Source organism: Kitasatospora sp. NPDC023120 (genome assembly GCF_055560835.1).
Genome location: NZ_JBVHHY010000034.1, coordinates 40,630 through 66,253 on the forward strand (window position 1 = coordinate 40,630; position 25,624 = coordinate 66,253).

At 71.4% G+C, this 25,624-nt stretch carries 20 protein-coding genes and 1 pseudogene; 8 read left to right on the forward strand and 13 right to left on the reverse strand.

What is annotated here, in order from left to right:
• Positions 1-218: 218 nt before the first annotated feature.
• The 5 genes from ACZ3TI_RS35195 to ACZ3TI_RS35215 form a co-directional block, all read right to left on the reverse strand.
• Entirely contained in the window at positions 219-2,909 is a 2,691-nt protein-coding gene (locus ACZ3TI_RS35195) for an RICIN domain-containing protein (RefSeq protein WP_465733606.1), read from the reverse strand.
• Between the two features lie 326 nt (positions 2,910-3,235).
• Positions 3,236-3,931, reverse strand: a complete 696-nt coding sequence (locus tag ACZ3TI_RS35200; protein WP_465733608.1) for a FadR/GntR family transcriptional regulator — start codon at positions 3,929-3,931, stop codon at positions 3,236-3,238.
• Positions 3,932-4,240: 309 nt separating this feature from the next.
• The gene (locus tag ACZ3TI_RS35205) at positions 4,241-6,700 is read right to left on the reverse strand and encodes a SpoIIE family protein phosphatase (protein WP_465733610.1); all 2,460 of its coding nucleotides are present in this window, start codon (positions 6,698-6,700) and stop codon (positions 4,241-4,243) included.
• A gap of 119 nt (positions 6,701-6,819) precedes the next feature.
• Positions 6,820-7,740, reverse strand: a complete 921-nt coding sequence (locus ACZ3TI_RS35210; protein WP_465733612.1) for an NADP-dependent oxidoreductase — start codon at positions 7,738-7,740, stop codon at positions 6,820-6,822.
• A gap of 179 nt (positions 7,741-7,919) precedes the next feature.
• Entirely contained in the window at positions 7,920-8,819 is a 900-nt protein-coding gene (locus tag ACZ3TI_RS35215; RefSeq protein WP_465733614.1) for an aminoglycoside phosphotransferase family protein, read from the reverse strand.
• Between the two features lie 302 nt (positions 8,820-9,121).
• On the opposite strand from ACZ3TI_RS35215, the gene ACZ3TI_RS35220 reads away from it, so the two are divergent.
• Positions 9,122-10,510: a jacalin-like lectin gene (locus ACZ3TI_RS35220; protein WP_465733616.1), complete on the forward strand. Its 1,389-nt coding sequence runs from the start codon at positions 9,122-9,124 to the stop codon at positions 10,508-10,510.
• Positions 10,511-11,012: 502 nt separating this feature from the next.
• Here ACZ3TI_RS35220 and ACZ3TI_RS35225 read toward each other — a convergent pair.
• Positions 11,013-11,738 (reverse strand): nucleoside/nucleotide kinase family protein, encoded by a 726-nt coding sequence (locus ACZ3TI_RS35225; protein ID WP_465733618.1) that lies wholly within the window; start codon positions 11,736-11,738, stop codon positions 11,013-11,015.
• Between the two features lie 781 nt (positions 11,739-12,519).
• Here ACZ3TI_RS35225 and ACZ3TI_RS35230 point away from each other — a divergent pair.
• The 3 genes from ACZ3TI_RS35230 to ACZ3TI_RS35240 are packed head-to-tail and all read left to right on the forward strand — an operon-like array spanning position 12,520 to position 13,874.
• Entirely contained in the window at positions 12,520-12,972 is a 453-nt protein-coding gene (locus ACZ3TI_RS35230; RefSeq protein WP_465733620.1) for a hypothetical protein, read from the forward strand.
• A 4-nt stretch (positions 12,973-12,976) separates the two neighbouring features.
• Positions 12,977-13,456 (forward strand): hypothetical protein, encoded by a 480-nt coding sequence (locus ACZ3TI_RS35235; RefSeq protein WP_465733622.1) that lies wholly within the window; start codon positions 12,977-12,979, stop codon positions 13,454-13,456.
• A gap of 43 nt (positions 13,457-13,499) precedes the next feature.
• The gene (locus ACZ3TI_RS35240; RefSeq protein ID WP_465733624.1) at positions 13,500-13,874 is read left to right on the forward strand and encodes a hypothetical protein; all 375 of its coding nucleotides are present in this window, start codon (positions 13,500-13,502) and stop codon (positions 13,872-13,874) included.
• 84 nt (positions 13,875-13,958) lie between these two features.
• Here the strand turns inward: ACZ3TI_RS35240 and ACZ3TI_RS35245 are convergent, their stop codons facing one another.
• The 3 genes from ACZ3TI_RS35245 to ACZ3TI_RS35255 form a co-directional block, all read right to left on the reverse strand.
• Positions 13,959-14,294 (reverse strand): STAS domain-containing protein, encoded by a 336-nt coding sequence (locus tag ACZ3TI_RS35245; protein WP_465733626.1) that lies wholly within the window; start codon positions 14,292-14,294, stop codon positions 13,959-13,961.
• Positions 14,285-14,803, reverse strand: coding sequence for a J domain-containing protein (locus ACZ3TI_RS35250; RefSeq protein WP_465733628.1), 519 nt, complete (start codon positions 14,801-14,803; stop codon positions 14,285-14,287). The genes ACZ3TI_RS35245 and ACZ3TI_RS35250 overlap by 10 nt, the downstream gene beginning before the upstream one ends.
• A 285-nt stretch (positions 14,804-15,088) precedes the next feature.
• Positions 15,089-15,400: a helix-turn-helix domain-containing protein gene (locus tag ACZ3TI_RS35255; RefSeq protein WP_465733630.1), complete on the reverse strand. Its 312-nt coding sequence runs from the start codon at positions 15,398-15,400 to the stop codon at positions 15,089-15,091.
• Positions 15,401-15,562: 162 nt separating this feature from the next.
• Between ACZ3TI_RS35255 and dnaK the strand changes: the two genes are divergently transcribed.
• Positions 15,563-17,416 (forward strand): molecular chaperone DnaK, encoded by a 1,854-nt coding sequence (gene dnaK, locus ACZ3TI_RS35260; protein ID WP_465733632.1) that lies wholly within the window; start codon positions 15,563-15,565, stop codon positions 17,414-17,416.
• A 186-nt stretch (positions 17,417-17,602) separates the two neighbouring features.
• Here dnaK and ACZ3TI_RS35265 read toward each other — a convergent pair.
• The 3 genes and pseudogenes from ACZ3TI_RS35265 to ACZ3TI_RS35275 form a co-directional block, all read right to left on the reverse strand.
• Positions 17,603-18,514: pseudogene (locus tag ACZ3TI_RS35265) on the reverse strand (non-reducing end alpha-L-arabinofuranosidase family hydrolase); the annotation flags it as partial.
• Positions 18,515-18,747: 233 nt separating this feature from the next.
• Entirely contained in the window at positions 18,748-19,446 is a 699-nt protein-coding gene (locus ACZ3TI_RS35270) for a glycoside hydrolase family 11 protein (protein WP_465733634.1), read from the reverse strand.
• A gap of 492 nt (positions 19,447-19,938) precedes the next feature.
• Positions 19,939-20,958, reverse strand: coding sequence for a LacI family DNA-binding transcriptional regulator (locus ACZ3TI_RS35275; RefSeq protein WP_465733636.1), 1,020 nt, complete (start codon positions 20,956-20,958; stop codon positions 19,939-19,941).
• Between the two features lie 292 nt (positions 20,959-21,250).
• Here ACZ3TI_RS35275 and ACZ3TI_RS35280 point away from each other — a divergent pair, with 292 nt between their 5' ends.
• The 3 genes from ACZ3TI_RS35280 (at position 21,251) to ACZ3TI_RS35290 (ending at position 25,099) form a co-directional block, all read left to right on the forward strand.
• Complete coding sequence (locus tag ACZ3TI_RS35280; protein WP_465733638.1) at positions 21,251-22,228, forward strand: glycoside hydrolase family 6 protein; 978 nt, start codon at positions 21,251-21,253, stop codon at positions 22,226-22,228.
• 143 nt (positions 22,229-22,371) lie between these two features.
• Complete coding sequence (locus ACZ3TI_RS35285; RefSeq protein ID WP_465733640.1) at positions 22,372-22,557, forward strand: hypothetical protein; 186 nt, start codon at positions 22,372-22,374, stop codon at positions 22,555-22,557.
• Positions 22,558-22,681: 124 nt separating this feature from the next.
• A complete protein-coding gene (locus ACZ3TI_RS35290; RefSeq protein ID WP_465733642.1) occupies positions 22,682-25,099 on the forward strand; it encodes a glycoside hydrolase family 95 protein in 2,418 nt (805 codons plus the stop codon).
• 12 nt (positions 25,100-25,111) lie between these two features.
• Here ACZ3TI_RS35290 and ACZ3TI_RS35295 read toward each other — a convergent pair whose 3' ends face one another.
• Positions 25,112-25,600 (reverse strand): universal stress protein, encoded by a 489-nt coding sequence (locus ACZ3TI_RS35295; protein WP_465733644.1) that lies wholly within the window; start codon positions 25,598-25,600, stop codon positions 25,112-25,114.
• Positions 25,601-25,624: the final 24 nt, after the last annotated feature.

Consider the following 25,624-nt stretch of genomic DNA (forward strand, 5'->3'; position numbering starts at 1 on the left):
TCGGCGTCGACGCCGACGGCCAGGTCTGAGAGCACACCGAAGCCGGCCCCCTCACGAAGGGGCCGGCTTCGGTGTGTGCGGAGAGAGGACCGTGTGCGGGGGAGTGGAGCACCTGCCGGGGGCGGGGAGAAGCGGGGGGCAGAAGCGAACGGGCGGTGGGGCCGGAACGCCTTCCGTTCCGGCCCCACCGCCCGCTGCCCTACGGCGGGTTCACCGCGTCACTGGACCGTCCAGGCCTGGCCGGACTGGTTCACGGGCATCGACTGGTCGATGGTGGCGCCGTTCGTCGTCGATCCGCCGCTCACCTCCAGGATCTGCCGGCTCTCGAAGTTGCGGATGAGATAGCCGCCGCTGGTCGGCTCGAAGTACCAGAGCTGGTTGTTGCCGCCGCCGTAGGTGTACTGCTGCAGCGCCGTCCCCCGCCAGTGGCTGGAGAAGTTCATGTCGAGGACCTTGCCGCTGTTGCGGTTCACGATCTTGAAGAGCTGCCCGCTGACCGGGACGATGGTCCACTGCTGGTTGGCACCGCCGCTGCTCGGCCACTGGACGACGCTCGCGCCGTCGGCCGAGGACCAGCCGGACACGTCCATGACCTGCCCGCTGTTGACGTTCTTGATCGTGTAGAAGGTCGACGGGTCGGTGTTCGGGGCGCCGGTCGAAGCCGCCGGCGCCCCGCCCGCCTGCTGCACGCCGAAGTCCGCGATGAAGAAGTACGAGCCGTCGGTCTTGGCGACGCGGACGTAGCGGAAGGCCTGGCGGACGTCGATGTCACCGGTGAGCGTCGAGGCGTACGGCAGGGTGGCGGTCTGGCGCCCCACGACGGTGTAGCTGCCGAAGTTCGGGTCGTTGGAGGCCCGGACCTCGAAGTTGCCGCGGGTCGAGGACTGGTCCACATCCTGACGGGTGGTCAGCGAGAACTGGCCGAGCTGGTAGGACTGGCCCAGGTCGACCTGCCACCAGGCGGAGGTGTCGCTCCCTGTCGGCGACCAGCCGGTCGAGGCGTTGTTGTCGACGGCCTTCGAGGCCTCCCAGCCGCTGCCGAAGACCGAGGAGGAGGACGCCGGCTTGTCGGCGGCGAGGTTGGGCTTCGCGGCCAGCCACTGGTACGCGGACTCGAGACCGGAGGCCTTGATCACCGCGGCGCCGGAGGTCGTGTTGTCGGTGAGGGTGACGTTGGAGCCGTTGCGGTTCCGGTTGATGAAGCCGTCGGTGTGCGAGAGCACGTTGTTCGAGACGGTCATGCCGTCCGACCCCTCGTCCAGGTAGATGCCGTGCACCGGCGAGCCGCAGGCGGCGGGGCTCCGCACCACGTCGTGGACGTAGTTGCCGTTGAGGACCGTGCCCGGGTCGTTCGAGAGGTGGTAGATGCCGGCGGAGTCGCAGAGCCGGTTCATCACGTTGCCGATCCGGTTGAAGCTGATGCTGTTGTTGCCTTCGGCGTTGGCCGCCGACTGCCAGCCCCAACCGAGGGAGATGCCGGCCCACGGGGTGTCGGAGATGTCGTTGTGGTCGATGACGGTGCTGTTGACGAAGCCCGCGTTGATGCCCGCCGTGCCCAGGTAGTCCTGACCGATCCGGGTGATCAGGTTGTTCTTGACGGTGACGTTCTTGACCACCTCCCGGGCGTCCTCACCCGCCGGGGTGGTGGGCGGGTTGTAGACGGTGTGGAACTCCACGGTCGGGTCGGAGAACTTGCCGACCATGATCCCGTTCCCGGAGATGTCGGAGACGACGTTGCCGGTCGCGCTGCTGTCGTGGACGCCGTGGGACAGGTCGAGGGCGGTGGAGCCCAGCTGCGTGAAGGTGTTGTCGGTGAAGGACAGGCGGTCGGCGTCCGCGGCCTGGACCCCGGCCGGCGGCCGGCCGACGAACTGGTGGTTGGAGTTGTCGGCGGAGATGTTGTAGTTGCCGCCCTGGCCGTTCAGGTAGCCGTTGCGGGTGGGCTCCATCCAGGTGGTCTGGGTGAACGTGATCCCGGAGAAGCGCAGGTCGTGGGCGGGACTGCCGAGGTTGCTGCCCTTGATGTCGAAGAGCGTCTCCAGCGCCGGTGCCTGCACGGTGGCCGTGGACATGTCCTCGCCGGGGCGGGGCTTGTAGTAGACGGTCCGCGCGGCCGTGTCGACGTAGAACTCGCCGGGTTCGTTGAGGAACTCGTGGGCGTTCTCGAAGTGCAGCGGGGAACCGTCGGCGAGCTGCGGCCACGGGCGCTGGAACAGGATGCCCGCCTCGTGGTCCTGGATCGACACGTTGGCGGTGCCGTTGGCGGAGCTGATCGACTTCAGCCGCAGGTAGCTCTCGCCCCACTGCGTCTCCAGCATCATCTCGACCTGGTTGAGGTTCGACCAGTTCGAGACCTGTGAGGCGGCCAGCTTCAGCAGCTTGTTGGTCTTGTCGCTGCCCTGCAGCTGGAGATCGGTACCGATGTCGGGGTAGCGGGCGCGGGTGGCGCGGACCCCGTTGACGTACAGCTGCCGGAAGTTGAGGGTGCCGACGGACGCCTTGTACTCGCCGTTGGCCGCCGGGGTCCAGCCGGTGACGGCCTTGCCGCCGGTGACCACCGGGGTCTCGCCGTTGTACGCCCGGTAGACGACCGCGTGCCCGTTGGTGCCCGAGTCGGTGGTGCCGAAGGTGACCGGGGCGGTGAGCGGGTAGGTTCCACCGCGCAGGTTCACGACGATGTCGTCGGACATGTTCGCGTTGACGGCCCGGACCGCGGCCTGCGCGGCCTGGATGGTCCGGAAGGCCGTGGCGGTGCTGGTTCCCGAGTTGCTGTCACTGCCGTTGACGGGGTCGACGTAGAAGTTCGTCGTGGCCGCGAAGGCGGGTTGCACCGGCAGGACGGCCGCGAAGACGGCGGTCGCCACCGCGAGTGCCCTGACCGCCGGTGGGCCGATCCGTGGGGGCCTCATGTGTGGTATCCCTCCTGAAGACCCTGCTCCTATGAGTGGTATTTATCAGGGCGCATGGCTTACCGTGTCAAGGTGATGGACAGCCCTATTTTTCTTCGGCGCAACACCGACGAAACGAGGGTGCGTCAGGTTCTGGCGAGCCCAACGCACCCCCGTCGGAAGAAAAGACCAGGTGGTGCCGGCTGTGAAGGTGACGGTCGGCGGGCCAGGCGTCGAGCTTCAGATCCGCGTGTGAATGCCCATGCCGAAATGAGTACGACTCATTTTATTGGCCGTTCGTAGAGGTGGCGCCCACTGGCAGGCAGCGGACCCCCACACCGCTCCCTTCAGCCGAGCGGCGATCCCGCTTCGCCGAGGATGCCGCGGAGCCACTGCTCGACCCCGGCGACGTGCACGGTGGCCCAGGAGTGGGCGAGGTCCGGGCGGCGGCCGGCGATCGCGTCGAAGATCGCGCGGTGCTGCCGGTGGGTGTCGGCCACCGCGTTCTCCTCGGTCAGCCCGCGCCAGACCCGGGCCCGCATGGTGGGGCCGGACAGGCCGTCGATCAGCGAGCAGAGCACGGTGTTGCCCGACCCGGCCGCGATCCTGCGGTGGAACTCCAGGTCGTTGGCGATGAGTTCCTCCGGCGACGGGTCCGCGTCCAGGCTCGCCAGCACCTCGCCCAGGGCTGCGATGTCCTCGTCCGTCATGACCCGGGCGGCCATCGCGGCTGCGGCGGGCTCCAGGATGCGTCGGACCTTCAGGAACTCCAGCACCGTGTCGTCCTGGTGGAAGTCGACGACGAACCCGAGTGCGTCCAGGAGGATTTCGGGCTCCAGACTGGTCACGTAGGTGCCGTCGCCCTGGCGCACGTCGAGCACGCGGATCAGTGAAAGGGCCTTGACGGCCTCCCGCAGGGAGTTGCGGGACAGGCCGAGCCGCTCCGCGAGGTCGGCCTCCCTCGGGAGGCGGGCACCGGGACTGAGCTCGCCGCTCACGATCATGGCCTTGATCTTCTCGATCGCCTCGTCGGTGACTGGCACGGCTTGCCTTTCCTGGTCATCTGATCTTCGCAGCATAAAGGTCCGCCCGGCGCGGTCGTGAGTGCTTCCGGATCCTGGGGCGGGACGGGGTGGTCGGGGTGGTCGGGGCGGTCCAGGTGGAACGGCTCGGAGTCGGTGGTCGTGGTGGATCCCCGCAATACATCGGATGTCTCTAGCGTGTCCTGACCCTACGAGGCCGCGGTGGGCGTGGCAAGGACTCGGCCGGCGCCTCCCGGCCGTCCGCCGAGGGAGATCGTGACGGCACCGGTCAGAAGTGGCGCCTGTCGGCCCGCTCGCGGGGAGTTCAGGTCACGTGCTGCGACCGGACATCCGGGCGAAGACATCGGACGGCTGCTCCGTCGACTCGATGCTCTGCGCGCACCAGATGGTCTTGCCGTCGGTGGTGTGCCGGGTGCCCCAGCCCTGGGTGAGCTGGGCGACCAGCATCAGGCCGCGGCCGCCCTCGTCGAAGGCGCGCGCCCGGCGCAGGTGCGGGGTGGTCTCGCTGGCGTCGGCGACCTCGCAGATCAGCGCGGTGTCGCGGATCAACCGCAGTCTGATCGGCGGCTCGCCGTACTTGATGGCGTTGGTGACCAGCTCGCTGACGACCAGTTCGGTGACGAAGGAGAGGTCCTCCAAGCCCCAGGCGGCCAGCCGCCCGACGGCGAACCGCCGGGCGTGCGGCACCTGCGAGACGTCGGGCTCGCCGTGCCAGTCGGCGACGCGGTCGGGGGACAGCGCGTGGGTGCGGGCGAGCAGCAGGGCCGCGTCGTCGGTGCGGTGGTCGGGGAGCAGGGACTTCATCGCCGCGTCGCAGAGCGCCTCCAGCGAGGCGGTCGGCTCGGTCAGGACACGGAGCAGTTCGGCGACGCCGTGCTCGGCGTCGCTGTCGCGGTTCTCCACCAGTCCGTCGGTGTAGAGGGCGAGCAGGCTGCCCTCGGGCACGTCGAGCTCGGTCGCCTCGAACGGCAGGCCGCCGACGCCCAGCGGGGGGCCGGGCTGCACGGATACCTCGGCCCGGGTGCCGTCCGGCGCGATGACCAGCGGCAGCGGATGGCCGGCACTCGCCAGCACGCACCGGCGGGAGACCGGGTCGTACACGGCGTACAGGCAGGTGGCCCCGGACTCGCCGGTCGACTCGAAACCGTCCTCGGGCCGGGAGTCGTCGGGGAGGTGGAGCACCAGGTCGTCCAGGTGGGTGAGCAGCTCGTCCGGCGGCAGGTCCACGTCGGCCAGGGTGCGGACGGCCGTGCGCAGCCGGCCCATGCTGGCGGAGGCGTGCAGGCCGTGTCCGACGACGTCGCCGACGACCAGGGCGACCCGGGCCCCGGACAGCGGGATGACGTCGAACCAGTCGCCGCCGACGCCCGCGCCGGCCCCGGCGGGCAGGTAGCCGGAGGCGACCTCGATCGCCTCCTGGCGCGGCAGCCGCTGCGGCAGCAGGCTGCGCTGCAGGGTCAGCGCGGTGGTGTGCTCGCGCGAGTACCGGCGGGCGTTGTCGATGGCGACGGCGGCCTTGGCGGCCAGCTCCTCGGCGAGGATCAGGTCGTCGGCGGTGAAGGCCTCGGGCCGGTCGCGGCGGGCGAACGCCACGACGCCGAGCACGGCGCCGCGCGCCAGCAGCGGCACGGTGATCCGGCCGGTCAGCCCCTGGGCGGCGATGGTCCGGTCGATCAGCGGGTTGCCCGGCGGCCAGTGCGCCGGGTCGGCCGCGAGACCCGGGCCGAACGCCCACTCACCTCCCTGGTCGGGCTCGGCGGCGAGTTGGACCATGGAGGTGCCGGCGGCCATGCACCGGGCGGCGACCGATCCGGGGGCGTAGCCGACCGCCGCCGGGGATCCGTCGGTCCGGCCGGGGCTCTCCTTCCCGCCGTGGTGGGCGGCCCGGCTGAGCGTGATGGTCCCGCCGGCGGTGACCTCGGCGGCCGAGGGCGGTTCCTCCCCGTGCAGCACCTCCTCGAGAAGGTCCACAGTGACCACGTCGGTGAAGCCCGGCACCGCGGTCTCGGCCAGTTCCCGCGCGGTGCTCACCACGTCGAGGGTGCGGCCGATGCCGCTGCTGGCCTCGTTGAGGATGAGCAGGCGTTGGCGGGCCCAGTACTCGGCGCTCATGTCGAAGCCCCAGTTGGCGACAGCGCGCACCGTGCCCTGGGCGTCCCGGACGGGCCACATGCTGGTGGCCCAGGCGTTGGCGTAGGCGCTGCCGAGCGGGCGGAAGACGGTGATGAGCCGGGCGGGCTCGCCCGTCCTCGCCACCTCGGTGAGCTTGTCGGTGTACGCGGCGTCGTCCAGCTCGGGGAACAGCTCGCGGTACTTCTCGCCCAGCACCTGCTGCTCCGAGTGCGCCATCACCCGGCACGCGGCGGCGTTGACCCACAGGAACCGCAGCTCGGGGTCGTACACCCCCAGGGCGAAGGGGCACTGCTCGAAGGCCCGGTCGGCGATCACGGGACGGCGTCCCCAGCGCTGGAAGGTCAGGGCGCGGCCCAGCGGCCGCCCGTCGGCTCCTCCCATGGGGTGGGTCGTCACCACGGCGTCCAGCGTGGACCCGTCGCGGTGACGCAGCGCGACCAGGCCGACGGGGGCGGCGCCGTCCCCGGGGAACCCGGGCGCGGGGTCGACCAGCAGGTCGGTCACCGGCCGGCCGACGGTCTCCGCCGCGGTCCGGCCCAGCAACAGCAGTCCGCCTTCGCTCCAGCCCGTCACCACGCCGTCCGGGTCGACCACGACAACGGCGGTGGGTGCGTCCTGCTCGCCTGTCGTCTCCACGCGTGCCTCCGTGCGGGCAGCGGTGTCGGCCGGACGGTGATTCCGGCGCCTTGCTCCAGACTAGGTCGGGCCTACGGGACGCGCGCTCCCGGCGGGGTCGCGGCGCGGGGGCGGGGAGGTCACGGTGTGACGACCAGCTTCCCGCGGGTGTGCCCGGTGCGGCTGGCATCGAAGGCCTCGCCCGTCCGCTCCAGCGGGAAGGTCCGGGCGACCTTCACGGTCAGGGCTCCGCGGTCGACGGCCGCCGCGAGTTCGGCGAGTTCGGCGCCGTCCGGGCGGACCCAGATCCAGTGGCCGCCGTGCTGCTCGACGGTCGGATCGGCGACGGAGACGTGCCGCCCGCCGGCCGCGAGCACGGCCAGGGTCGTCTCCAGCTGGCCGCCGACGAAGTCCGCGACGGCCGACACGCCGTCGGGGGCGAGCGCCCGGACCCGCTCGGTCAGGCCGTCCCGGTAGTCCACCGGTTCGGCGCCCAGCTCGCGGACAAACGCGTGGTTGCGTTCCGAGGCGGTGCCGATCACCCGGGCCCCGCGGTCGCGGCCGAGCTGCACCGCGAGGCTGCCCACCCCGCCGGCGGCGCCGTGCACCAGGAGCACGTCGGCGGGGCCGACCCCGAGCCGCTCCAGACTGCGCAGCGCGGTGAGGCCGGCCAGCGGCAGCCCGGCCGCCTGCGCCCAGTCGAGCCCGGCGGGCTTGCGGGCCACCGCGGGCGCGGGGACCGCGACGTACTCGGCGAAGGTGCCGGCCTGCACCACGTCCTTGCGGGCGTACGCCATCACCTCGTCCCCGGGGGCGAACTCGGGCGTGTCCGGGCCGGTGCGGGTGACCACACCGGCCACGTCCCAGCCGGGGACGACGGGGAAGACCGTGTCCATCATGCCGTCCAGGCCGCCCGCCATGACCTTCCAGTCGACCGGGTTGACGGAGGCCGCCCGGACCTCGATCAGCACCTGGCCGGGGCCGACCTTCGGGTCGGGCACCTCGCCGTACCGCAGTCGGGAGTTGTCCGGGGCGTACGCGTCGTACGTCACCGCGCGCATGGATCGACCTCCGAGGAGCCGGTGATGCGGCCTCGCGCACCGCCACGGGGCGGACGGGCGCCTCGGCCACGCTATGCCGGGGGCGGGCGTCCGGCACCCGCGCACCGCCGTCGGAGCGGTCCGGGCCCCGGCCGGCGCCCGACGCCGCGCGCAGATCCGACAAGATCCACCAACCCTCCCTAGCCGATGAGGGCCTCGGTGATCTGACGGGTGGTCTGCGCGGCGACCCGGGGGTTGACGGTGGCGTAGTGGGTGTGGGCGTTGAGGGCCGTGGCCAGCGCCCAGCCGCGGCCTCGGAGCCAGGTGGCGTCGTCCACGCCGAGCGCGGCGCGGAAGGCGGCCCGGCTCCCGGCCGACATCAGCGTGAAGGCGATCGTCAGGTCGCAGGCCGGGTCGCCGATGCCGAGCCCGCCGAAGTCGATGACCGCGCTGAGACGGCCGTCGACGGTCAGCAGGTTGCCGGTGTGGAAGTCGCCGTGGAACCAGACCGGGGGACCGTCCCATCCGGGGGCGCTGATCGCCGCGTCCCACAGCTCGGTCATGGCCGCGCCGTCGAACGCGCCGTCGACCGCCGCGATGGCGGCCCGCGTCGCCCGATCCCGTGCGACCAGCGGCTGGGACGTGAGGTCCTCGCGGGCGCCCAGAGCCGGAATCCGCTCGGGCTCGAACCGCTGGAGGGCGTGCAGGAACCCGGCCAGTTCGACGGCGGCCTCGGAGGAATCGGCCAGTGCCTCGACGGCCGCCACCTCGCCCTCCAGCCAGCGGGACACCGCCCACGGCCACGGATAGCCGAAGGCGGGTTCCCCCACCCCCACCGGTACCGGGACCGCCAGGGGCAGGTGCGGGGCGAGCCGGAGCAGCCACTCGGACTCCTTCCGCGCCTGCCCGGTGGCGCCGCCGTGACGGGGCAGGCGGACGGACAACTCCTCGCCCAACCGGTAGATCACGTGGTCGGAGCCGGCTGGATCGAGCAGTGTCAGGGGCAGGCCGGCCCAGTGCGGGAACTGCGCATCGACCAGGCGCCTGACCAGTGCGGCATCGATCGTGGGGCGGGTGTCCGCGGTCGTCTCGGTCGCCAACAGCAACTCCTGGAGTCGGCCCACCCCGTGCGGCGAGCGGTCGAGGCCATCACAGTGGGTCGCGGGCCGGCCTGTCGACCGGTTTTCCCCACCCGTGCCATCCGCTGCGGGACTTGGCGGGCCGACTCGTCGAAGAACATCATGTTAACGCTAACAAAACCTTTGTGTGAAACATCGCATGAACCGGTAAAGCCCCAGGCCAGAGGCAGTTGAGGGAACCGTCGGCCATGTTGACGTGCTCATGGTTCGCTCATACGCTCCGTGGCGCCGGATCCCGTGGCCGTACTCCGATCGGAGCGCCGATGTCCCAGCCCCGCCCCCGCCGTTCCCTCCTCAGCTCCGCCCTCGTGGGCGCGCTCGGCGCCGCCGTCACGCTGGGCGGCCTGATCGGCGCACCGGCCGCGCAAGCCGCCGAGGGCGCGCCGGCCGCGCAAGCCGCTGCCGGGGGCGGGTCGTTCTCCGTGCTGACGTACAACGTCGCCGGCCTTCCCCAGGTGCTGTCCAGCGCCTCGACCGACCGGCAGAGCAGCACCACCACCATCGGGGGCCGACTGGCGCCGTACGACGTGGTGAACGTCCAGGAGGACTTCAACTACCACGCCGCGCTGTACGCCGCCGACACCCACCCCTACCGCACGGCGACCAGCGGCGGTGCGGGCATCGGCAGCGGCCTCAACACCCTCTCCGCCCTCGCCTACGACACCGACGACTTCGAGCGGGTCAAGTGGAAGGACTGTCAGCTGGACTCCGGTGACTGCCTCACACCCAAGGGCTTCACCTTCATGAGGACCCGGCTGGCCGAGGGCGTGTACGTGGACTTCTACAACCTCCACGCCAACGCCGGCACGAATCCCGGCGACGAGACCGCCCGCGCCGCGAACCTGGCGCAGCTCACCGGTTACATCAGGACCCACTCGGCCGGGAACGCCGTCGTCGTGATGGGCGACACCAACACGCGCTACACCCGGGCCGACGACACCATCGCCGCCTTCGCCGCCGACAACCGGCTGACCGACGCGTGGGTGCAGCTGGAACGCGGCGGCGTGGCACCGGCCCGCGGCGCCGACCCGCTGCTGTGCGACCAGAAAGCGCCCACCGACACCTGCGAGATCGTCGACAAGGTCCTGTACCGCAGCAGCGCGCTGGTCTCGCTGAGCGCGACCTCGTACGCCAACAAGCACGCCGACTTCCTGGACGCCTCCGGCACGATGCTCTCCGACCACGACCCGGTCGCCGTGGGCTTCACCTGGAGCCGGAACCCGGCCTACCTGGCGAGCGAGCAGTTCGGCGGCCCGCACGGCGACTTCTACGACGACATCGACCGCGTCCCGGCCGGTGCGCGCGCCACCGCGATCAGCCTGCGGGCCGGCAGCCGGGTCGACCAGGTCGGACTGACCCTCGCCGACGGCACCACTCTCACCCACGGCGGCTCCGGCGGTGCGGCTTCCTCGCTCACCCTGGGCAACGGCGAGTATGTCAACGCGGCCACCCTCTGCCAGGGCTCGTACAACGGACACACCCGCGTCTTCTACGCCTCCTTCAGCACCAACCTGGGCCGCACCCTGGCCGGCGGCAGCACCACCGGCGACTGCGTGACCCGCACCGCGCCCGACGGCTGGCAGATCGCCGGGTTCCACGGACGCGCCGGCGACGAGGTCGACAAGCTCGGCTTCCTGTTCACCCGTCGCTGACCCCCCTCACCGGGCGTTTCATCCCTGGTTTCGGACAGGCGGCCTGCTGACCCCGACATCCCCTCGAACGGCGAGAATCCCAGCACCCTGCTCGGCCGGGCCATCACCCAGGTGGTCAGCCCCGGCAACGTCTACGGCGACGCCTCCGACCAGGCCTGACACGCGCCCCGGGCGACGCGAGGGAGGTCACGGCAGCAGGGCACAACTCCGGGCGTCGCCTGGACAACGGGCACTCGATTACTGACCTCGGCGCTTCAAGGTGAATGGCCTGTTTGTGTAGCTGACTGATGGTCATTTGCGCGCTATGCCGTTGGTATGCGCTATGCGGATGGGGGCGGTCTGACAGCGAAGGCACGTCAGCAGCGCACGGCACGCTACGACGGACCCACAAGGTCAAGTGAGACAACCGCACCGAATTGCACCTGAGCCGCCGACCGGAACAGATCAGCTGAGGGAAGATCTGTTCGGTTCGCACGCTGGGGAGCGGGTCGCTGAGCCAGCGTTACGGCGTCAGGATGCGAGGGCTGGCAAACGTCGAGTTGTCGATGGTGACGTCCACCATCGAGACGGGGTCGACTTCCTGAAGGTAGATCCCCTCTGCCACCAGATACCGGTTGCGGTGGATCGATTCTGCCCCGGATCCGGCCCAGTCCTGATCACGGTCGGCGCCGCGCTGGACGCCCAGCTCCGCATCCACATGCAGCCAGACCCGGAAGTCCCAGTACCTGTTGATCTCCGGTCGGAAGGCGAAGACGCCATCCACGATCAGTACCGTGTCCGGAGCGAGCGCCGTCGTCTCCGCAGCGTGACTCTGCTGCGTTAGCGGGTCGATGCTGCACAGAACAGCGGACGTTGCCTCCGGTGTCCTGCAGGGATCGAGCAGGAGCCGCTTGACCTCGTCATAGTCGTACGCGTTGCGGTAGTACCCCTCCCCTGACTCCCGGTCATAGAGGTGTCGGTCCTTCCACGGCTTCTTGAAGTCATCGAGGGTCGCCCGGAGCACAGGGCGCCCCGCAGCACTGATCCGCTCGGCAAGTTCGTGTCCGAAGCTCGTCTTGCCGGAAGCGGTGAAGCCGTCGATCCCTACCAGCAGACGGCCCGGGCCAACAGTCAGGATGCGTTTCGCCATCGACTCCACCAGCGCACTGCGTTCGGGGGAAGCCGCCGAAGGCGCGGGCTGTCGCCACGTCGAAGCCGAATGATGCACGTTCGCCCGCTGCAGTCCCATGAGGCGAACCTACCGGCTTCATCATCACCGGGGAAGATCGCGCTGCCCTCGCAGTGGGAGACAAGAATGTCGGAGACATCTCCGCTCCGGTTGCCGCAGCAGGTCTCTCGCCCGCGTTTGGGTTGCACCTCTGGACGCCCGTCGAAGCTCCACGATCACCAGATCAACGGACTCCTCCAACTCCGCGCCGCCGGCACCCTGACCCGCCATCTCACTCTTGGCTCGATGTCTCCCCGGCAACTGCCTAACGCCTCGTCAGCCTGCCGAACCTCGTGATGTGGGCGAGCGACAACACAAAGTGAGACAACCCCAGCAGAATGCAGTTCAGCAGCAACATAAGGTGAGGCGGGCCTCCGAAGCAGTCAGGGCGCTGCGCGGCCCGCCGTGGACGACGTGGTGCTGCCGGTGATCGGCGGTCGGGCGCCGCAGGGCGGGTTCGGCCGTGTCACGTGGACGTGGAGGGGTACCGGGCGACGCCGCTGTACCACCACGACGGCCTGGCGGTGCGGCTGACCCGCCGCTGAACCCACGACCGACCGCGCCCGCTGCCGACCGTGCCCGGCGTTCCTGCTCCACGGCCGGTTCTCGGTGCGCCGAGGCCCGCAGTGGCAGCCCCCGGAAAACCTCCAGATCGGTTCCGAGGGAACCTGGAGCTCGGGTTGCCTCGATGGGTCATCCGGAGGTATACGGACTAGTGGGGGCGTCGCCGGATGCCGACGGGGCCCCGTCACGTCGCGCCGGGAGCCGAAGAGGGCGAAGAGCCGCCGAGGAGGTGTCGGTAGTGATCACGGAACTGGCACTGGAGCGTGTGGAGTTCACCTGCGGCCACTGCTGGCAGCAGTGGAGCATCGACTACGACGTCCAGCACTACCGCGATGCCGAGGGACGTGACTGGGAGTACTTCTCCCGCGACGGTGTCGCCGTGGACTCGCCCTACACCCCAGCGGGGGCGCCGCCGTGTCCGGAGTGCGGGCGCCACTGGGTGGGGCGCTGCGCGGCCCGCCGTGCGATCCCCATGCCGCCGGGCGCGCTCGACACGCCCCGCCAGCCGATCCCGGATGAGGTGGGCCACCGGCCGGAGCGGCATGGCGCGCCGCTGCTCGCAGCGCGGGCTCACCGTCAGCCGGACCAGCTCGGCCCGCCCGCTTCCGGCGCCGGTGGGACGAGGGCGGTGGAGACGGCCTCGCCCGCACGGAAAACGGAGTCCGAGGTAGGCGCCGGCGAGGGGGTGTGAGGCGATGGCGAGCCTGATGATCGAAGGCGCGGACCTGGTGGTGCGGCTGCGATGGTGGGAGCGGCTGGCGGCGCGCTCGGGACCGGTGCGGGTGCCGCTGACGGCGGTGGAGAGGGTGGCGGTCACCAGGGAGCCGTGGCGGGTTCTGCGTGGTGCCCGCGAGAGCGGCGTGCTGGTGCCCGGCAGGCTGTGCCTGGGGGTGTGGCGCCACCCCGGCGGCCGGGACTTCGTGGCCCTGCGCCCGTTCACTGACACCGTGGTCAGCGTCGACCTGCGCCGGCCCTCGCCGTTCGCGCGCATCGCGGTCCACTCGACCGGGGCGCCGCAAACGGTGGCGGAACTGCGCACGGCGGCGAGCCGGGCCGCTGTCGCCGCGGACGGGCGCGATGAGGATGCCCCCGAGGCGATGCCGGAGCCCGAGAAGCCGTTGCCGGCTCGGACCGGCGGCCGAGGCCGATCGATGGGCGTTCCGGCCTACGTCTGAGCACTGGCCTGCGTCGCATGGGGCGCGGGCGTGAGGAGGTCGCGTGATGCTGACGGAGCGAACGCCGCGCGAGATCGCGGTGGCGGCAGCCGACGAGATCCGCCGCCTCAACGCGTGTACCGCGCGGACCGGTGCCTGTCCGTACCCTACGGACGTCCATCACACGATCGGTGCGCTGGCGGGCCTGCTGGAGCAGCTTCCCCGCACACTGCACCAGCTCGCGGCGGGCCTGAACGCGATCGACCCGGAGCATCTCGCGGTCCTGGAGGATCCGCCGACTCCGGTGCGGAAACAGGCCGATGTCGCCTTCGAGCTGGGACGCGCGATCGCGGCGATCGAACGCGCCGGCACCCATCTGCGCCAGGCGCAGCACACGGCCGCGGAGCTGGTCTACACCGGGCCGCTCCCGGGAGTCTGAACCGCAGCCGGGTGCCGCGCCGGACTACGCGCGAGTCGTGACACCGGGCCGCGGTACGCGGCCCGGTGTCGTCCTTGCCCGGGGTCAGCCGGACGGAGGGGGTTCGACCAGGCCGGTGAGGCCGAGAAGGTCGAACAGCCGGGCGACGATCGGAGCCCGCACATCCGTGACCTTCAGGACGACGCCTTCCTCTTGCGCCCGGCGGTGAAGGCGTTCCAGGGCGTTCGCGCCCGAGCAGTCGCAGAACCTCACCTGCGCGAAGTCGAGGTCGACGCGCCTGGGCCGGCGCGCCAGGCACTCCTTGACACGGCTCTCGAGCTCCGCCGCGGTGGCGAGGTCGATCTCGCCCGTGACCGCGACGGTGACCTGGCCGTCCCACCGGGAGACGGCGGTGCGGAAGTCGTTGCCGTTCACAGCCATGGCTCCACCTCCCACAGCCGATGCACCATCCACTGCCACAGGTCGCCGGGACCATCCCGCGCCCACGCCGACGCACCGGGCGGTGCGCCCCGCACCGGGCCCACCCGAACGAGCGGTTCGGACCCGTGCGGCACCGCTGCACCGGTGGGTGGCGGTGTGGCGCGCACAGGCTCCGCGCCACCGGTCTCCCGGACGATGCGTACGGACACCCGGCGGCCCGGGGCCGGGGAACGGACCGGGGAACGGCCCGAGGCGCGGCCGGCTCCCGGGTGGGGCCGTGCGGTTTCGCGTTCGGCGTCGTAGGCGGCCCGCAGCTCGCGATCGTGCAGGACCTCGTAGGCGGTGATCACCGCGCCGAGTCGCTCCGCCGATCCGGGCTCGGCGGGGCGGGCGTCGGGGTGGAGCAGCCGGACCAGGGCGCGATAGGCAGAGGTGACCTGCCGCGCGGACGCTGTGGGCTCCACTCCCAGCACCGCGTAGTGATCGCGTCGGTCCCGCGATCCCGTCATGGCGGCCCCACCTCCCGGGCGCCCCCCGGCAAACCTCCTCATTGACCTGGATAGAACCTCCTACAGCGCTTGTCAAGATGCCTGAAATGCGGGTATACGGCTCGGCCTCTGAGGGACGCCCTTCCCCGCCCGGTTTCGGCGTGGCGGCGTCTTCAGTGGCGGCGCTGCGATGTGCCGCCGCGGGCCCGGATCGCGGCGCGAGGTCCTGGTCGACCTGCCCGGCGAGGAAGGCGGCGCCCGGGTGCGCCGACAGGCTCCGCCCGCGCTACGCGGATGCGCCCGGCATCACTGGCCGCGGGCCTGGTCGAGGTCGGCCTCCAGCTCCTCCACCCGGGCCTGGAGGTCGAGTACCCGGCGCGCGCCCTCCAGCGTCAGTCCCTCGCTGATCAGCTTCACCAGAGCCGCGATCTTGTCGATCTCCCGGCGCGAGTACCTGCGCTGGCCGCCCGCCGAGCGACCCGGGACGACCGCGCCCTGCTCGTCCAGCCGCCGCAGGAAGGCCACCTGGACGTGCAACATCGCCGCGACCTGTCCAACCGCGTAGAGCGCCGCGTCCGGATCGTCGATCGGCAGCACCACGACCTCACCTTGTCGCACGCTGAAACCTCGACTCCACGCTACAGATTTCCTCCATCCCCAGCCACGCCTGGTGCCACGACCCGCCCGCCCCGCACCCCCAGACTTGACAGGAGGTGACTCAAGTTTTATGTGTCGATAGAGAGAAGTTCTGTGCATCGAAGGTGATGAAGGAGGCTGGAGATGACCCGCGCAGTCGGTATCGATCTCGGAACGACGAACTCGGTGGTCTGCGTTCTGGAGGGCGGCGAGCCCACCGTCATCACGAACGCCGAGGGCGCCCGGACCACCCCGTCGGTGGTGGCCTTCGGCAAGGGCGGCGAGGTGCTCGTCGGCGAGGTCGCCAAGCGCCAGGCCGTCACCAACGTGGACCGCACCGCCCGCTCGGTGAAGCGCCATGTGGGAGAGAGCGGCTGGCGGTTCCCGGAGAAGGGGGACGTGGACGGCAAGCGGTACACCGCGCAGGAGATCTCCGCGCGGGTGCTGCAGAAACTGAAGCGCGACGCGGAGGCGTACCTCGGCGAGGAGGTCAGCGACGCGGTGATCACCGTGCCGGCGTACTTCAACGACTCCCAGCGCACCGCGACCAAGGAGGCCGGTGAGATCGCGGGCCTGAAGGTGGCGCGGATCATCAACGAGCCGACCTCCGCCGCCCTCGCCTACGGGTTGGACAAGGAGAGCGATCAGACGGTGCTGGTCTTCGACCTCGGCGGCGGCACCTTCGACGTGTCGCTGCTGGAGATCGGCGAGGGCGTGGTGGAGGTGAAAGCCACCTCCGGCGACACCCACCTGGGCGGTGACGACTGGGACCAGCGGATCGTCGACCATCTGGTCAAGGAGTTCAAGAACGGCTACGGCATCGACCTGTCCAAGGACAAGATGGCCGCCCAGCGCCTGCGCGAGGCCGCCGAGAAGGCCAAGATCGAGCTGTCCGCCGCGACCGAGACGACGAACAACCTGCCCTACGTCACGGCCTCCGCCGAGGGTGCTCTCCACCTGGACGAGAAGCTCACCCGCGCCCAGTTCCAGCAGCTCACCGCGGACCTGCTGGAACGCTGCGAGGGCCCGTTCCACCAGGCCGTCAAGGACGCGAAGATCGAGGTCTCCGACATCGACCACGTCATCCTGGTCGGCGGCTCCACCCGGATGCCGGCCGTCACCGACCTGGTGAAGAAGCTCACCGGCAAGGACCCGCACAAGGGCGTCAACCCGGACGAGGTCGTCGCCATCGGCGCCGCCCTGCAGGCCGGTGTCCTCAAGGGCGAGGTCAAGGACGTCCTGCTGCTCGACGTCACCCCGCTGTCCCTCGGCATCGAGACCAAGGGCGGCATCATGACCAAGCTCATCGAGCGCAACACGACCATCCCCACCCGGCGCTCCGAGATCTTCAGCACCGCCGAGGACAACCAGCCGGCCGTGCAGATCCAGGTCTTCCAGGGCGAGCGCGAGATCGCCGCGTACAACAAGAAGCTCGGCATGTTCGAACTCACCGGCATCGCACCGGCCCCGCGCGGCATGCCGCAGATCGAGGTCACCTTCGACATCGACGCCAACGGCATCATGCACGTCGCGGCCAAGGACCTCGGCACCGGCAAGGAACAGAAGATGACCGTCACCGGCGGCTCCGCCCTGCCCAAGGACGACATCGACCGCATGATCCGGGAAGCCGAACAGCACGCCGAGGAGGACCGCCGTCGCAAGGAGGCCGCCGAGACCCGTAACCAGGGCGAGCAACTCCTCTACAGCACGGAGAAGTTCCTCACCGACACGCAGGACAAGGTCCCCGCCGACGTGAAGAACGAGGTCGAAAGCGCGCTGGCGAACCTGAAGGACAGGCTCAAGGGCGAGGACACCGCCGCGATCCGCGCGGCGAGCGACACGGTCGCCCAGGTCAGCCAGAAGCTCGGCCAAGCCCTCTACGCCCAGAGCGCCGCCGGTACACCGGATGGCGGCCCGGCCGGCCCGCAGGGCTCGGAGGAGGAGGTCGTGGACGCCGAGATCGTGGACGAGGACGAGCACAAGGGAGGCGCCGCATGACCACACCGTCCAGGCCGGGCAAGAACACCGAAGACCGGCGCTCGCCGGTGGTCATCCGCGACGGGCGGCGCATCGACCCGGACACCCTCCAGCTGCGACCCGGCGTCGAACGGCCCGCCACGCACAAGCCCAGCGTGGGGACACCCCGGCCGGGTCCGCGGCCGGGGCTCCCTGGGACGGTGGGGGTCAGCGCTGGAGGGTGAGGATGCCGGGGCGCCAGGGGAGCTGGTCGTAGGGGCCGGTGGCGTTGGGGGACTTGCCCTGGTAGAGGAGCTGGAGGTTGCAGGGGTCGATGGTCATGGTCTGGTCGGGGTTGTCGCGGACGAGGTCGCCGTGGCTGATGTCGTTGGTCCAGGTGGCGCGGCTGTTGGCCTTGCCGGCGAAGGGGTTGTTCTCGGTGGCGGCCTGGGGGGTCCAGGTGCCGTTCAGGCTGGTGGCGGTGAAGGAGCGGAAGTAGCGCTGCTCGCCGGCGCCGCGGGCCTCGACGATCATGAGGTACTGGTTCTGGCCCTTGACCTTGTAGACCTGGGGTGCCTCGAAGAGGTTCTTCACGGTGTCGGTCATGACGGTGGTGTAGGAGGAGCCGAAGTTGCCGGGGAAGTTCCCGATCGGCATGCTCGCCCGGTAGATGCTGCCGTTGTCGCCGGCGAAGAACAGGTACATGTTCTGGTCGTCGCCGATCAGGGTCTGGTCGATCGGGCCGGTGCCGGAGTTGGGGATGCTGCCGGTGAACAGCGGCTGCGGCGCGGACCAGCCGTTGGGGTTGGTCGGGTCACTCGAGGTGCGGTAGATGAACGGCCACTGACCCCACTGGTACGCCAGGACCCAGATGTTCTTGGGCGCGAAGTAGAACAGGGTGGGTGCCACCGCGTTCTGGTTCATCCCGGTCTGGGGGGCCGAGGCCATGTCCGACCAGTTGGTGAAGGGGGCGAAGGCCATCGAACCGTACGAGGAGCCGTTCACGTTCGAGGCGTAGACCAGGTGCTTGCCTTTGTACACCACGTTGGTGAAGTCCTTCACGGAGGCCCAGCCGTTCTTCGGCTGCGCCAGCGCACCGGTCGAGGACCAGTGGTACGTCGACGGCAGGGCACAGGTCGCGTCGGTGGCCGCCCGAGTGGTGTCGGCCGCCTGTGCGGTGGTGACGCCGAGCATGGCCACCAACGCTGTCGAGGCCGCGACCACGGCGGTGAGCGCCGTGGACGGTCGGCCGCGCTGGGACTTTCGTGCACGCATGGTGAGCTCCTTCATGAGTGGATGAAGCCGTCGGGAACAGCATTGTTAGCGCTCACAGGGCGCGCGCGAGGAAGCCCGCGCGCGCCCTGTGGTGCGGCTCAGCCGCGGGGGGAGCTCACCGTGAGGTTCGAGCTGCCGCTGCTCCGGTAGCCCTCGGTCGCCAGGATCTCGTAGTTCATGGTGCCGAGGTTCATCCCGGACCTGGCCCAGGCGTCGAAGTGGTTCCCGACCGTGATGGTTCCGCCCGTCCGCTTGGCCCGGCGGACGCTCCAGTACTGGTTGAAGGTCCTGATCCCCTCGATCGAGGGGGCGTTGTAGCGCGTCGTCTCGTAGATGTCATAGGTGCCGCCGTCGCTGGTGACGGTGCCCTTGTACGCGCCGGTGGGCTTGTAGGAGCCGTAGTTGTCGACGACGTAGTACTCGACGAGCGGGTTGGTGCTCCAGCCGTACAGCGACAGGTAGGCGTTGCCGTTGGTGCTCCACGTGCCCGAGTACGTCACCGGGCTGCGCGAGCCGGTCCGCCAGCCCTTGCCGGCGACGAAGTTGCCCGCGTTGCCCCAGGAGGTGCTGTAGTTCCCGCCGCCGTTCAGGGACATCGAGACCGCACCGCTGCCCTCGGTCCAGAACGAGTAGAAGTATCCGCCGTCGGTGCCGGTCTGATTGGTGGTCACGGTGGCGGCGTCGGCGGTGCCGGGCAGGAGCAGGACGACCGCGAGGGCCGGGACGAGGACGGGCGCCCGGCCGGCGAACCGACGGAGACGGCCGACCCTGCGGCTCTTGGGGTGGGAAAGGATCATGGGGGGATCCGTTCTGCCGATGGGTGGGAGTGGGGTGGGAACCCCGTGCCGCCGCCGGCCGTGAACGGATGGGTGGGCCGAGCGGCGCCGCACGGTGGCACAGGGAACCGGCGTGTCGCCACCGCCGCTCCGCCCCGGAGCGAGCCGGCGACACGTGATCCGGATCCGGATCCGGGGTATTCGCACGTGTCGACGGCGCCCAGTGTTGGCCTGCGCATGACGGGCTGTCAACGCTTTCGACAGAGACAGCGAAAGAGTCGGCTGCGTCCCGGTCCCACCCCTCCCCGTGAATCCCCTGGTCATGGCCTGGTCGGCGGATGCGCCCGGCGGACCGTTCGCCGCCGGTGAGGCCAGGCGGAAAATTCCGACGGCGGACTCTTCGAATGTTTCGCACTCGGGGGAGCTTCTGGGTGGTCGGGATGGCGGGCGGTCACCCACGCCGCCGGTTCAGGCGCGCTCCGCTCCTCCCTGTGGCGACGGCGCGTGAACCGGCTAGGGGGCGCCGGAGCCGGCCGCCGGCGGGGCGGTGCTGCTGCGTTCGACCAGGCTGGTGGCCAGGTCCACCCGGAGCGTGCCGGGCCGCACCCCGCGGGCCAGGTCGATCACCAGGCGGGTCGCCACCTCGGCCATCTCGGTCAGCGGCTGGCGCACGGTGGTCAGCGGCGGTCCAACCCAGCGGGCCAGCGGCAGGTCGTCGAAGCCGACCACGCTGAGGTCCTCCGGGATGCGCAACCCCCGTTCGCGGGCGGCCTCGTACAGGCCGAGCGCCTGCAGGTCGTTCCCGGCGAACACGGCGGTCGGCCGGTCGGGCAGCCGCAGCAGCTCCAGGCCGAGCCGTCGTCCGGACTCGTGGTGGAAGTCGCCCTCGCGGACCAGCGCCGGGTCGTACGGGATGCCCGCCATGTCGAGCGCCGCCCGGTAGCCGTCGGCCCGGGCCCGGCTGCACATCATCCGGGCGGGGCCGCCGATCAGGCCGATCCGGCGGTGGCCGAGGTCGAGCAGGTGCCGGGTGGCGGCGAGGCCGCCGTCCCAGTTGGTGGTGCCGACGGCGGCCACCTCCTGGCCGGGGTCGCCGGCCGGGTCCATCACCACGAACGGAATGTCCCGGCGGGCGAGTTGTTCGCGCATCGAGCGGTCCAGGTCGGACAGCACCAGCACCACGCCGGTGGGACGGCGGGCGAGCACCCCGTCCACCCAGGACTGGCCGGGTCCGTGCCGCTCGGCGGATTCGGAGAGTACGATGCTCAGCCCCTCCGCGCGGACCGCGTTCTCGACGCCCCGGATCACCTCGACCGCCCAGGCGCTCTCCAGCTCGTGGAAGACCAGCTCCAGCAGCGGGCTCGTCCGCCTGTTGCCGTGCCGCCGCCGGTAGCCGTGCCGGTGCAGCAGTTCCTCCACCCGCTCCCGGGTGGCCGGGGCGACATCGGCACGCCCGTTCAGCACTTTCGAGACGGTCGGGGCGGAGACCCCTGCCTCCTGCGCGATCTCGGCGAGCGTGGCCGCTCCGTTCACGGGTTCCTCCTGCACTGCCCCTGCTGGGCGGCCTCCGTCGTGGCTGCTGTGCGGTACGGCCTCGGGCGGTCCGTACCGCACGGATGCTAGCCCGCCGACGGGACGGGAGCGGATCCCTCGGGAACTCTTGACGGGCCGTCAGCCCGGCTCTAGGTTGCCCACAACATTCGGCAATGTTCTCGAAACATTCGCCCATGCCGTCCAACCGGTCCACCACACCAGGCGACCGCATCCGACCGTCACCCCCACGACCTCCCTCCGGCCCCCACCCCCGAGCGAAGGGACCCCTCCCGTGAACCGACCGACCCGCCGACTTCCCCTGCTCCTGGCCCCCGCCCTGGCCGCCCTGGCGGTCGTGGCCCAGCCCTCGGTCGCCCAGGCCGGCGCGCCCGTCGCCGCCCTGACCGACGGCTTCTACGTGGACCCCGACTCCAGCGCGCAGCAGTGGGTCAACGCCAACCGCGCCGACGGCCGCGCCGCCGCGATCCAGTCGTCGATCGCCAACGTCCCGACGGCGCGCTGGTTCGGCAACTGGAGCGGTGCCATCGGCACGGCGACCGGGGCCTACGTCGGCGCGGCCGCCGCCAAGGGCAAGCTGCCGATCCTGGTGGCCTACAACATCCCGAACCGGGACATCTGCGCGGGCCAGTCCGGCGGCGGAGCGGGTACCCCCGCCGACTACGTCACCTGGATCGCCGCCTTCGCCAGTGGCATCGGCACCCGGCCGGCGGTGGTGGTCCTGGAGCCCGACTCGCTCGGCGACGAGACCTGCATGACCGCCGCCCAGATCGCCGAGCGCAATGCGATGCTGCGCAACGCCATCGCGCAGTTCAACGCCAAGGCGCCGAATACCCGGCTGTACCTGGACGCCGGGAACCCCGCCTGGCTGAGCGCCGACACCATGGCCCGGCACCTGCTCGACGCCGGGGTGAGCGGAGCCCACGGGTTCTCGCTGAACGTGTCCAACTTCGTCTCCACCGCGCAGAACACGGCGTACGGCAACGCCGTCAACGCGGCCCTGAGCTCACAGAAGGGGTTCACCAAGCCGTTCGTCGTCGACACCAGCCGCAACGGCAACGGCTCCGACGGCAATTGGTGCAACCCCTCCGGGCGGCGGATCGGCACGCCCTCCCAGTGGGGCGGTGGTGCCGAGATGCTGCTGTGGATCAAGGCGCCGGGCGAGTCCGACGGCAACTGCGGCACCGGAGCCGGATCGAGCGCCGGACAGTTCCTGCCCGAGGTGGCCTACAAGATGATCTACGGCTACTGACGGCGGCGGCCGAGCTCCGCGGTATCCGGGCGACGGCCCGTGCCGAGTCCTGAGCCGCTGTCCTCGGCGGTGCTCTCCGTATCGATAGATGGGATGGATCCGCTTGGCGGAGCGTCTCCGTGGTGAGGGTCTGAAGGGGTGGTGTGGAGAACCATCAGGTGCCGTGCGTCGGTTGGTCGGAGCTGGCGATCGGGCGACGACGCGCACCACCACGGGTGGGCGCCCGGCCGGCGCCCACGGACGGCTTCGGTACGACGTCCGTCGTGATCGACGGCTTCGGCTCCGGCCGGCCCGACCACAAGCGGCAGCCCGCAACCGAGGAGACCTGAGATGCGCGCCGACCCTTCCGCACACCGGCCGTCACGAGACCGCCGGTACCGCCCCCTGACCCCCTTCTTCCGGCCCGGTGACCCGAACACCGTGCCCCGCCGAGCCCACGATCGGAAGGCCGCCGTGCCGACGGGCACCCACCAGCCCCGCACGGACCCGCTCTGGTACCGGCAGCCCGCCGACGGCTTCCTGGAGGCGCTGCCGCTCGGCAACGGCCGTCTCGGCGCCCTGACGTACGGAGGTGTCCGCACCGAGCGGATCGAGCTCAACGCGGACACCCTGTGGTCCGGCGGCCCCGGCCCCCGGGACCGCGTGGACGCCGCCGCGCACCTCCCCGATCTGCGCACGGCCGTGCTGCGCGACCGCGACCATGCCCGCGCCCACGCCATCGCAGCCGCCCACTTCTCGGGGCCCGACACCGAGGCGTACCAGCCGCTGGCCACCCTCCTGCTGGCGTTCCCGTCGCTGGGCGACGACCACCACACCGACTACCGACGGGCGTTGGACCTCGACCGGGCCCTGCACAGCGTGTCGTTCACGGCCGGGGGAGTGCGCTACCGGCGGGAGAGCTTCGTTTCCGCCCCGGCCGGCGTCCTGGCCTTGCGCCTCAGCGCCGACACCCCCGGTGCCCTCTCCTTCCGCGCCGGCCTCATCACGCCCCACCCCACCGCGGCCCCGGCCGTCGACCCCGGCACCGCCACCGTGTCGATCCACGGCCGTGCCCCCGTGGAGGTCCCGCACGGGCCGGACGAGCACCCGGTGTACCGGCCGGACGAGGGCACGGGCTTCGCGGCAGCGCTCCGGGTGCGCGTGGTGAACGGTCACATACGGGCCGGCGACGGCACGGTCGACGTCACCGACGCCGACGAGGCGGTGCTCCTGCTCGCCGTCGGTACCGGTTTCCGGGACTGGCGGCGGCGCCCCGAAGGACCCGAGCTGGCGCTCGACGAGGCACACCGCTACCTGGACCTCGTCGGCGAACAGGGCTGGGAGGAGCTGAAGGCGGCCCACGTGGCCGACCACCGGCGGCTCTTCGACGCCGCCGCACTCCGCCTGCACGGACCGGAGGGGGCGTCGGCCCTCCCGACCGACGAACGCCTCGCCGCCGCGAACGCGGGCGCCCCGGACCCCGGACTCGCGGCCCTGCTCTTCGCCTACGGCCGCTACCTGCTCATCGCGTCCTCCAGGCCCGGCACCCAACCCGCCAACCTCCAGGGGATATGGAACACCGACGTCGCCCCGCCCTGGAACTCCGACTGGACGTCGAACATCAACGTGCAGATGAACTACTGGCACGCCGAGACGACCGGCCTGGCGGAGTGCCACGAACCGCTGTTCGCGCTCGTCGCCGACCTCGCCGAGGCGGGGCGCTCCACCGCCCGGGCCTACTACGACGCGCCGGGCTGGTGCTGCCACCACAACGTCGACCTCTGGCGCGCCACCAACCCCGTGCTGGGGGACCCGGTCTGGGCCCACTGGCCCATGGCGGGCCCCTGGCTCGCCGCCCACCTGTGGGACCACCACCTCTTCCACGGCGACCGCGCCTTCCTCGCCGACCGCGCCTACCCGGTCATGCGCGAGGCCGCCCGTTTCCTCACCCACCTCCTGGTCGAGGACACCGACGGCACCCTGGTGACCTGCCCGTCCACCTCGCCCGAGCACCACTTCCGGCTGACCGACGGCTCCCTGGCCGCCGTCGACGCCGGCTGCGCCATGGACCACTGGCTCGCCGCCGAACTGCTCGGCAACACCGTCGCCGCAGCGCGCGAGCTCGGAGTCGACCACGCCTTCGCGGAGGAGCTGACGCGCACCCGCGCCCGGTTGCGCCCGCCGGCCCTGGGAGCGGACGGCCGCCTGCTGGAGTGGCGGGCCGACCTCGCCGAGGAGGACCCGGGCCACCGCCACCTCTCCCACCTCTACGGGCTCTACCCGGGCAGCGCCGTCGACCCGCTCGGCGACGACACCTACCTCCACCCGGCCCGACGCGCGCTCGACCGCCGCCTGGAGCACGGGGGTGGCGGCACCGGATGGAGCCTCGCCTGGGTCGCCGCGCTCGCCGCCCGCCTGGGCGACGGCGCCCTCACCGGGCGGGCCGTCGGGCGCCTGCTGGAAACCTCGATCGCTCCCAACCTCTTCGATCTGCACCCCCCGGGGCTCTTCCAGATCGACGGCAACTTCGGCGTCAGCGCCGCCATCGCCGAGGCGCTGCTCCAGAGCCACAACGGCGTCCTGCGGCTGCTGCCCGCGCTGCCCCCGTCCTGGCCCTCCGGTGACGTCCGCGGCCTGCGCGCGCGGGGCGGTCTCACCGTCGGCCTGAGTTGGCGCCGGGGCCTGCTGACCGGGGCCGAGCTGCGGGCCGCCCGGGACGTGACGCTCGACCTGCGCCTGCCGCCGCGCGCGGGCCTGGCCGTCCTCACCGACCACGAGGGCCGGCTGGTGGAGGCCGCCGCGGTCCCCGGTGACCCGCGGCGCCTGCGGGTCCGCCTCTCGGAGGGCGGGCGGTACCGGCTCTCCTACCCGGACGCGGGCGTCGGGCACTGAGCGGGAGTACCGCTACCGCGCGTCGGGCGGGGGCGGGATGGTCGCCGTGCCGGGCGCCGGTTCCGGCCAGACCAGGAGCACCGGACACGGCGCGTGGTCGACCACGAAACGGGTCGCCGGGCCGAGGCTGTGCGGCCCGAGGCGGCTGCGGTCGCCGTCCCGGGCGAGGACGAGCAGCTCGGCGCCCTCGACGGCCGCGACGACCTCGCGCTCGACGCGGCCGCTGCGCTCGGTGCGGGTGCTCGGCCGGCCGAGGCGCTCGGCCGCGGCGTCCAGGAGGTGCTGGGCGGAGGCCGCCGCCAGGGTCTCCACCCGGGTGCCCGGGTCCCGCTCGCGGTGGCCGCGGCCGAGCAGCCCGGCGAACGCCCCGTGCGCGACACCCGGCACCTCCTGGCCGCTGACGTGCAGCAGGACGATCTCCGCGCCCTGCGGCGCGTGCGCGCGGGCGGCGTCCACACAGGCGGGCCAGGTGCCCTCGGTGATCCAGACGACGACGGTCACGGGCTCATCCTCCTCATGGTCCGG

Coding starts and splice junctions, on each gene's coding strand:
- ACZ3TI_RS35250 (WP_465733628.1), bottom strand. CDS start 14,803: ATGACGGGATCGCGGGACCGACGCGATCACTACGCGGTGCTGGGAGTG.
- ACZ3TI_RS35270 (WP_465733634.1), bottom strand. CDS start 19,446: ATGATCCTTTCCCACCCCAAGAGCCGCAGGGTCGGCCGTCTCCGTCGG.
- ACZ3TI_RS35220 (WP_465733616.1), top strand. CDS start 9,122: ATGTCCCAGCCCCGCCCCCGCCGTTCCCTCCTCAGCTCCGCCCTCGTG.
- ACZ3TI_RS35235 (WP_465733622.1), top strand. CDS start 12,977: ATGGCGAGCCTGATGATCGAAGGCGCGGACCTGGTGGTGCGGCTGCGA.
- ACZ3TI_RS35225 (WP_465733618.1), bottom strand. CDS start 11,738: ATGGGACTGCAGCGGGCGAACGTGCATCATTCGGCTTCGACGTGGCGA.
- ACZ3TI_RS35195 (WP_465733606.1), bottom strand. CDS start 2,909: ATGAGGCCCCCACGGATCGGCCCACCGGCGGTCAGGGCACTCGCGGTG.
- ACZ3TI_RS35210 (WP_465733612.1), bottom strand. CDS start 7,740: ATGCGCGCGGTGACGTACGACGCGTACGCCCCGGACAACTCCCGACTG.
- ACZ3TI_RS35245 (WP_465733626.1), bottom strand. CDS start 14,294: ATGGCTGTGAACGGCAACGACTTCCGCACCGCCGTCTCCCGGTGGGAC.
- dnaK (WP_465733632.1), top strand. CDS start 15,563: ATGACCCGCGCAGTCGGTATCGATCTCGGAACGACGAACTCGGTGGTC.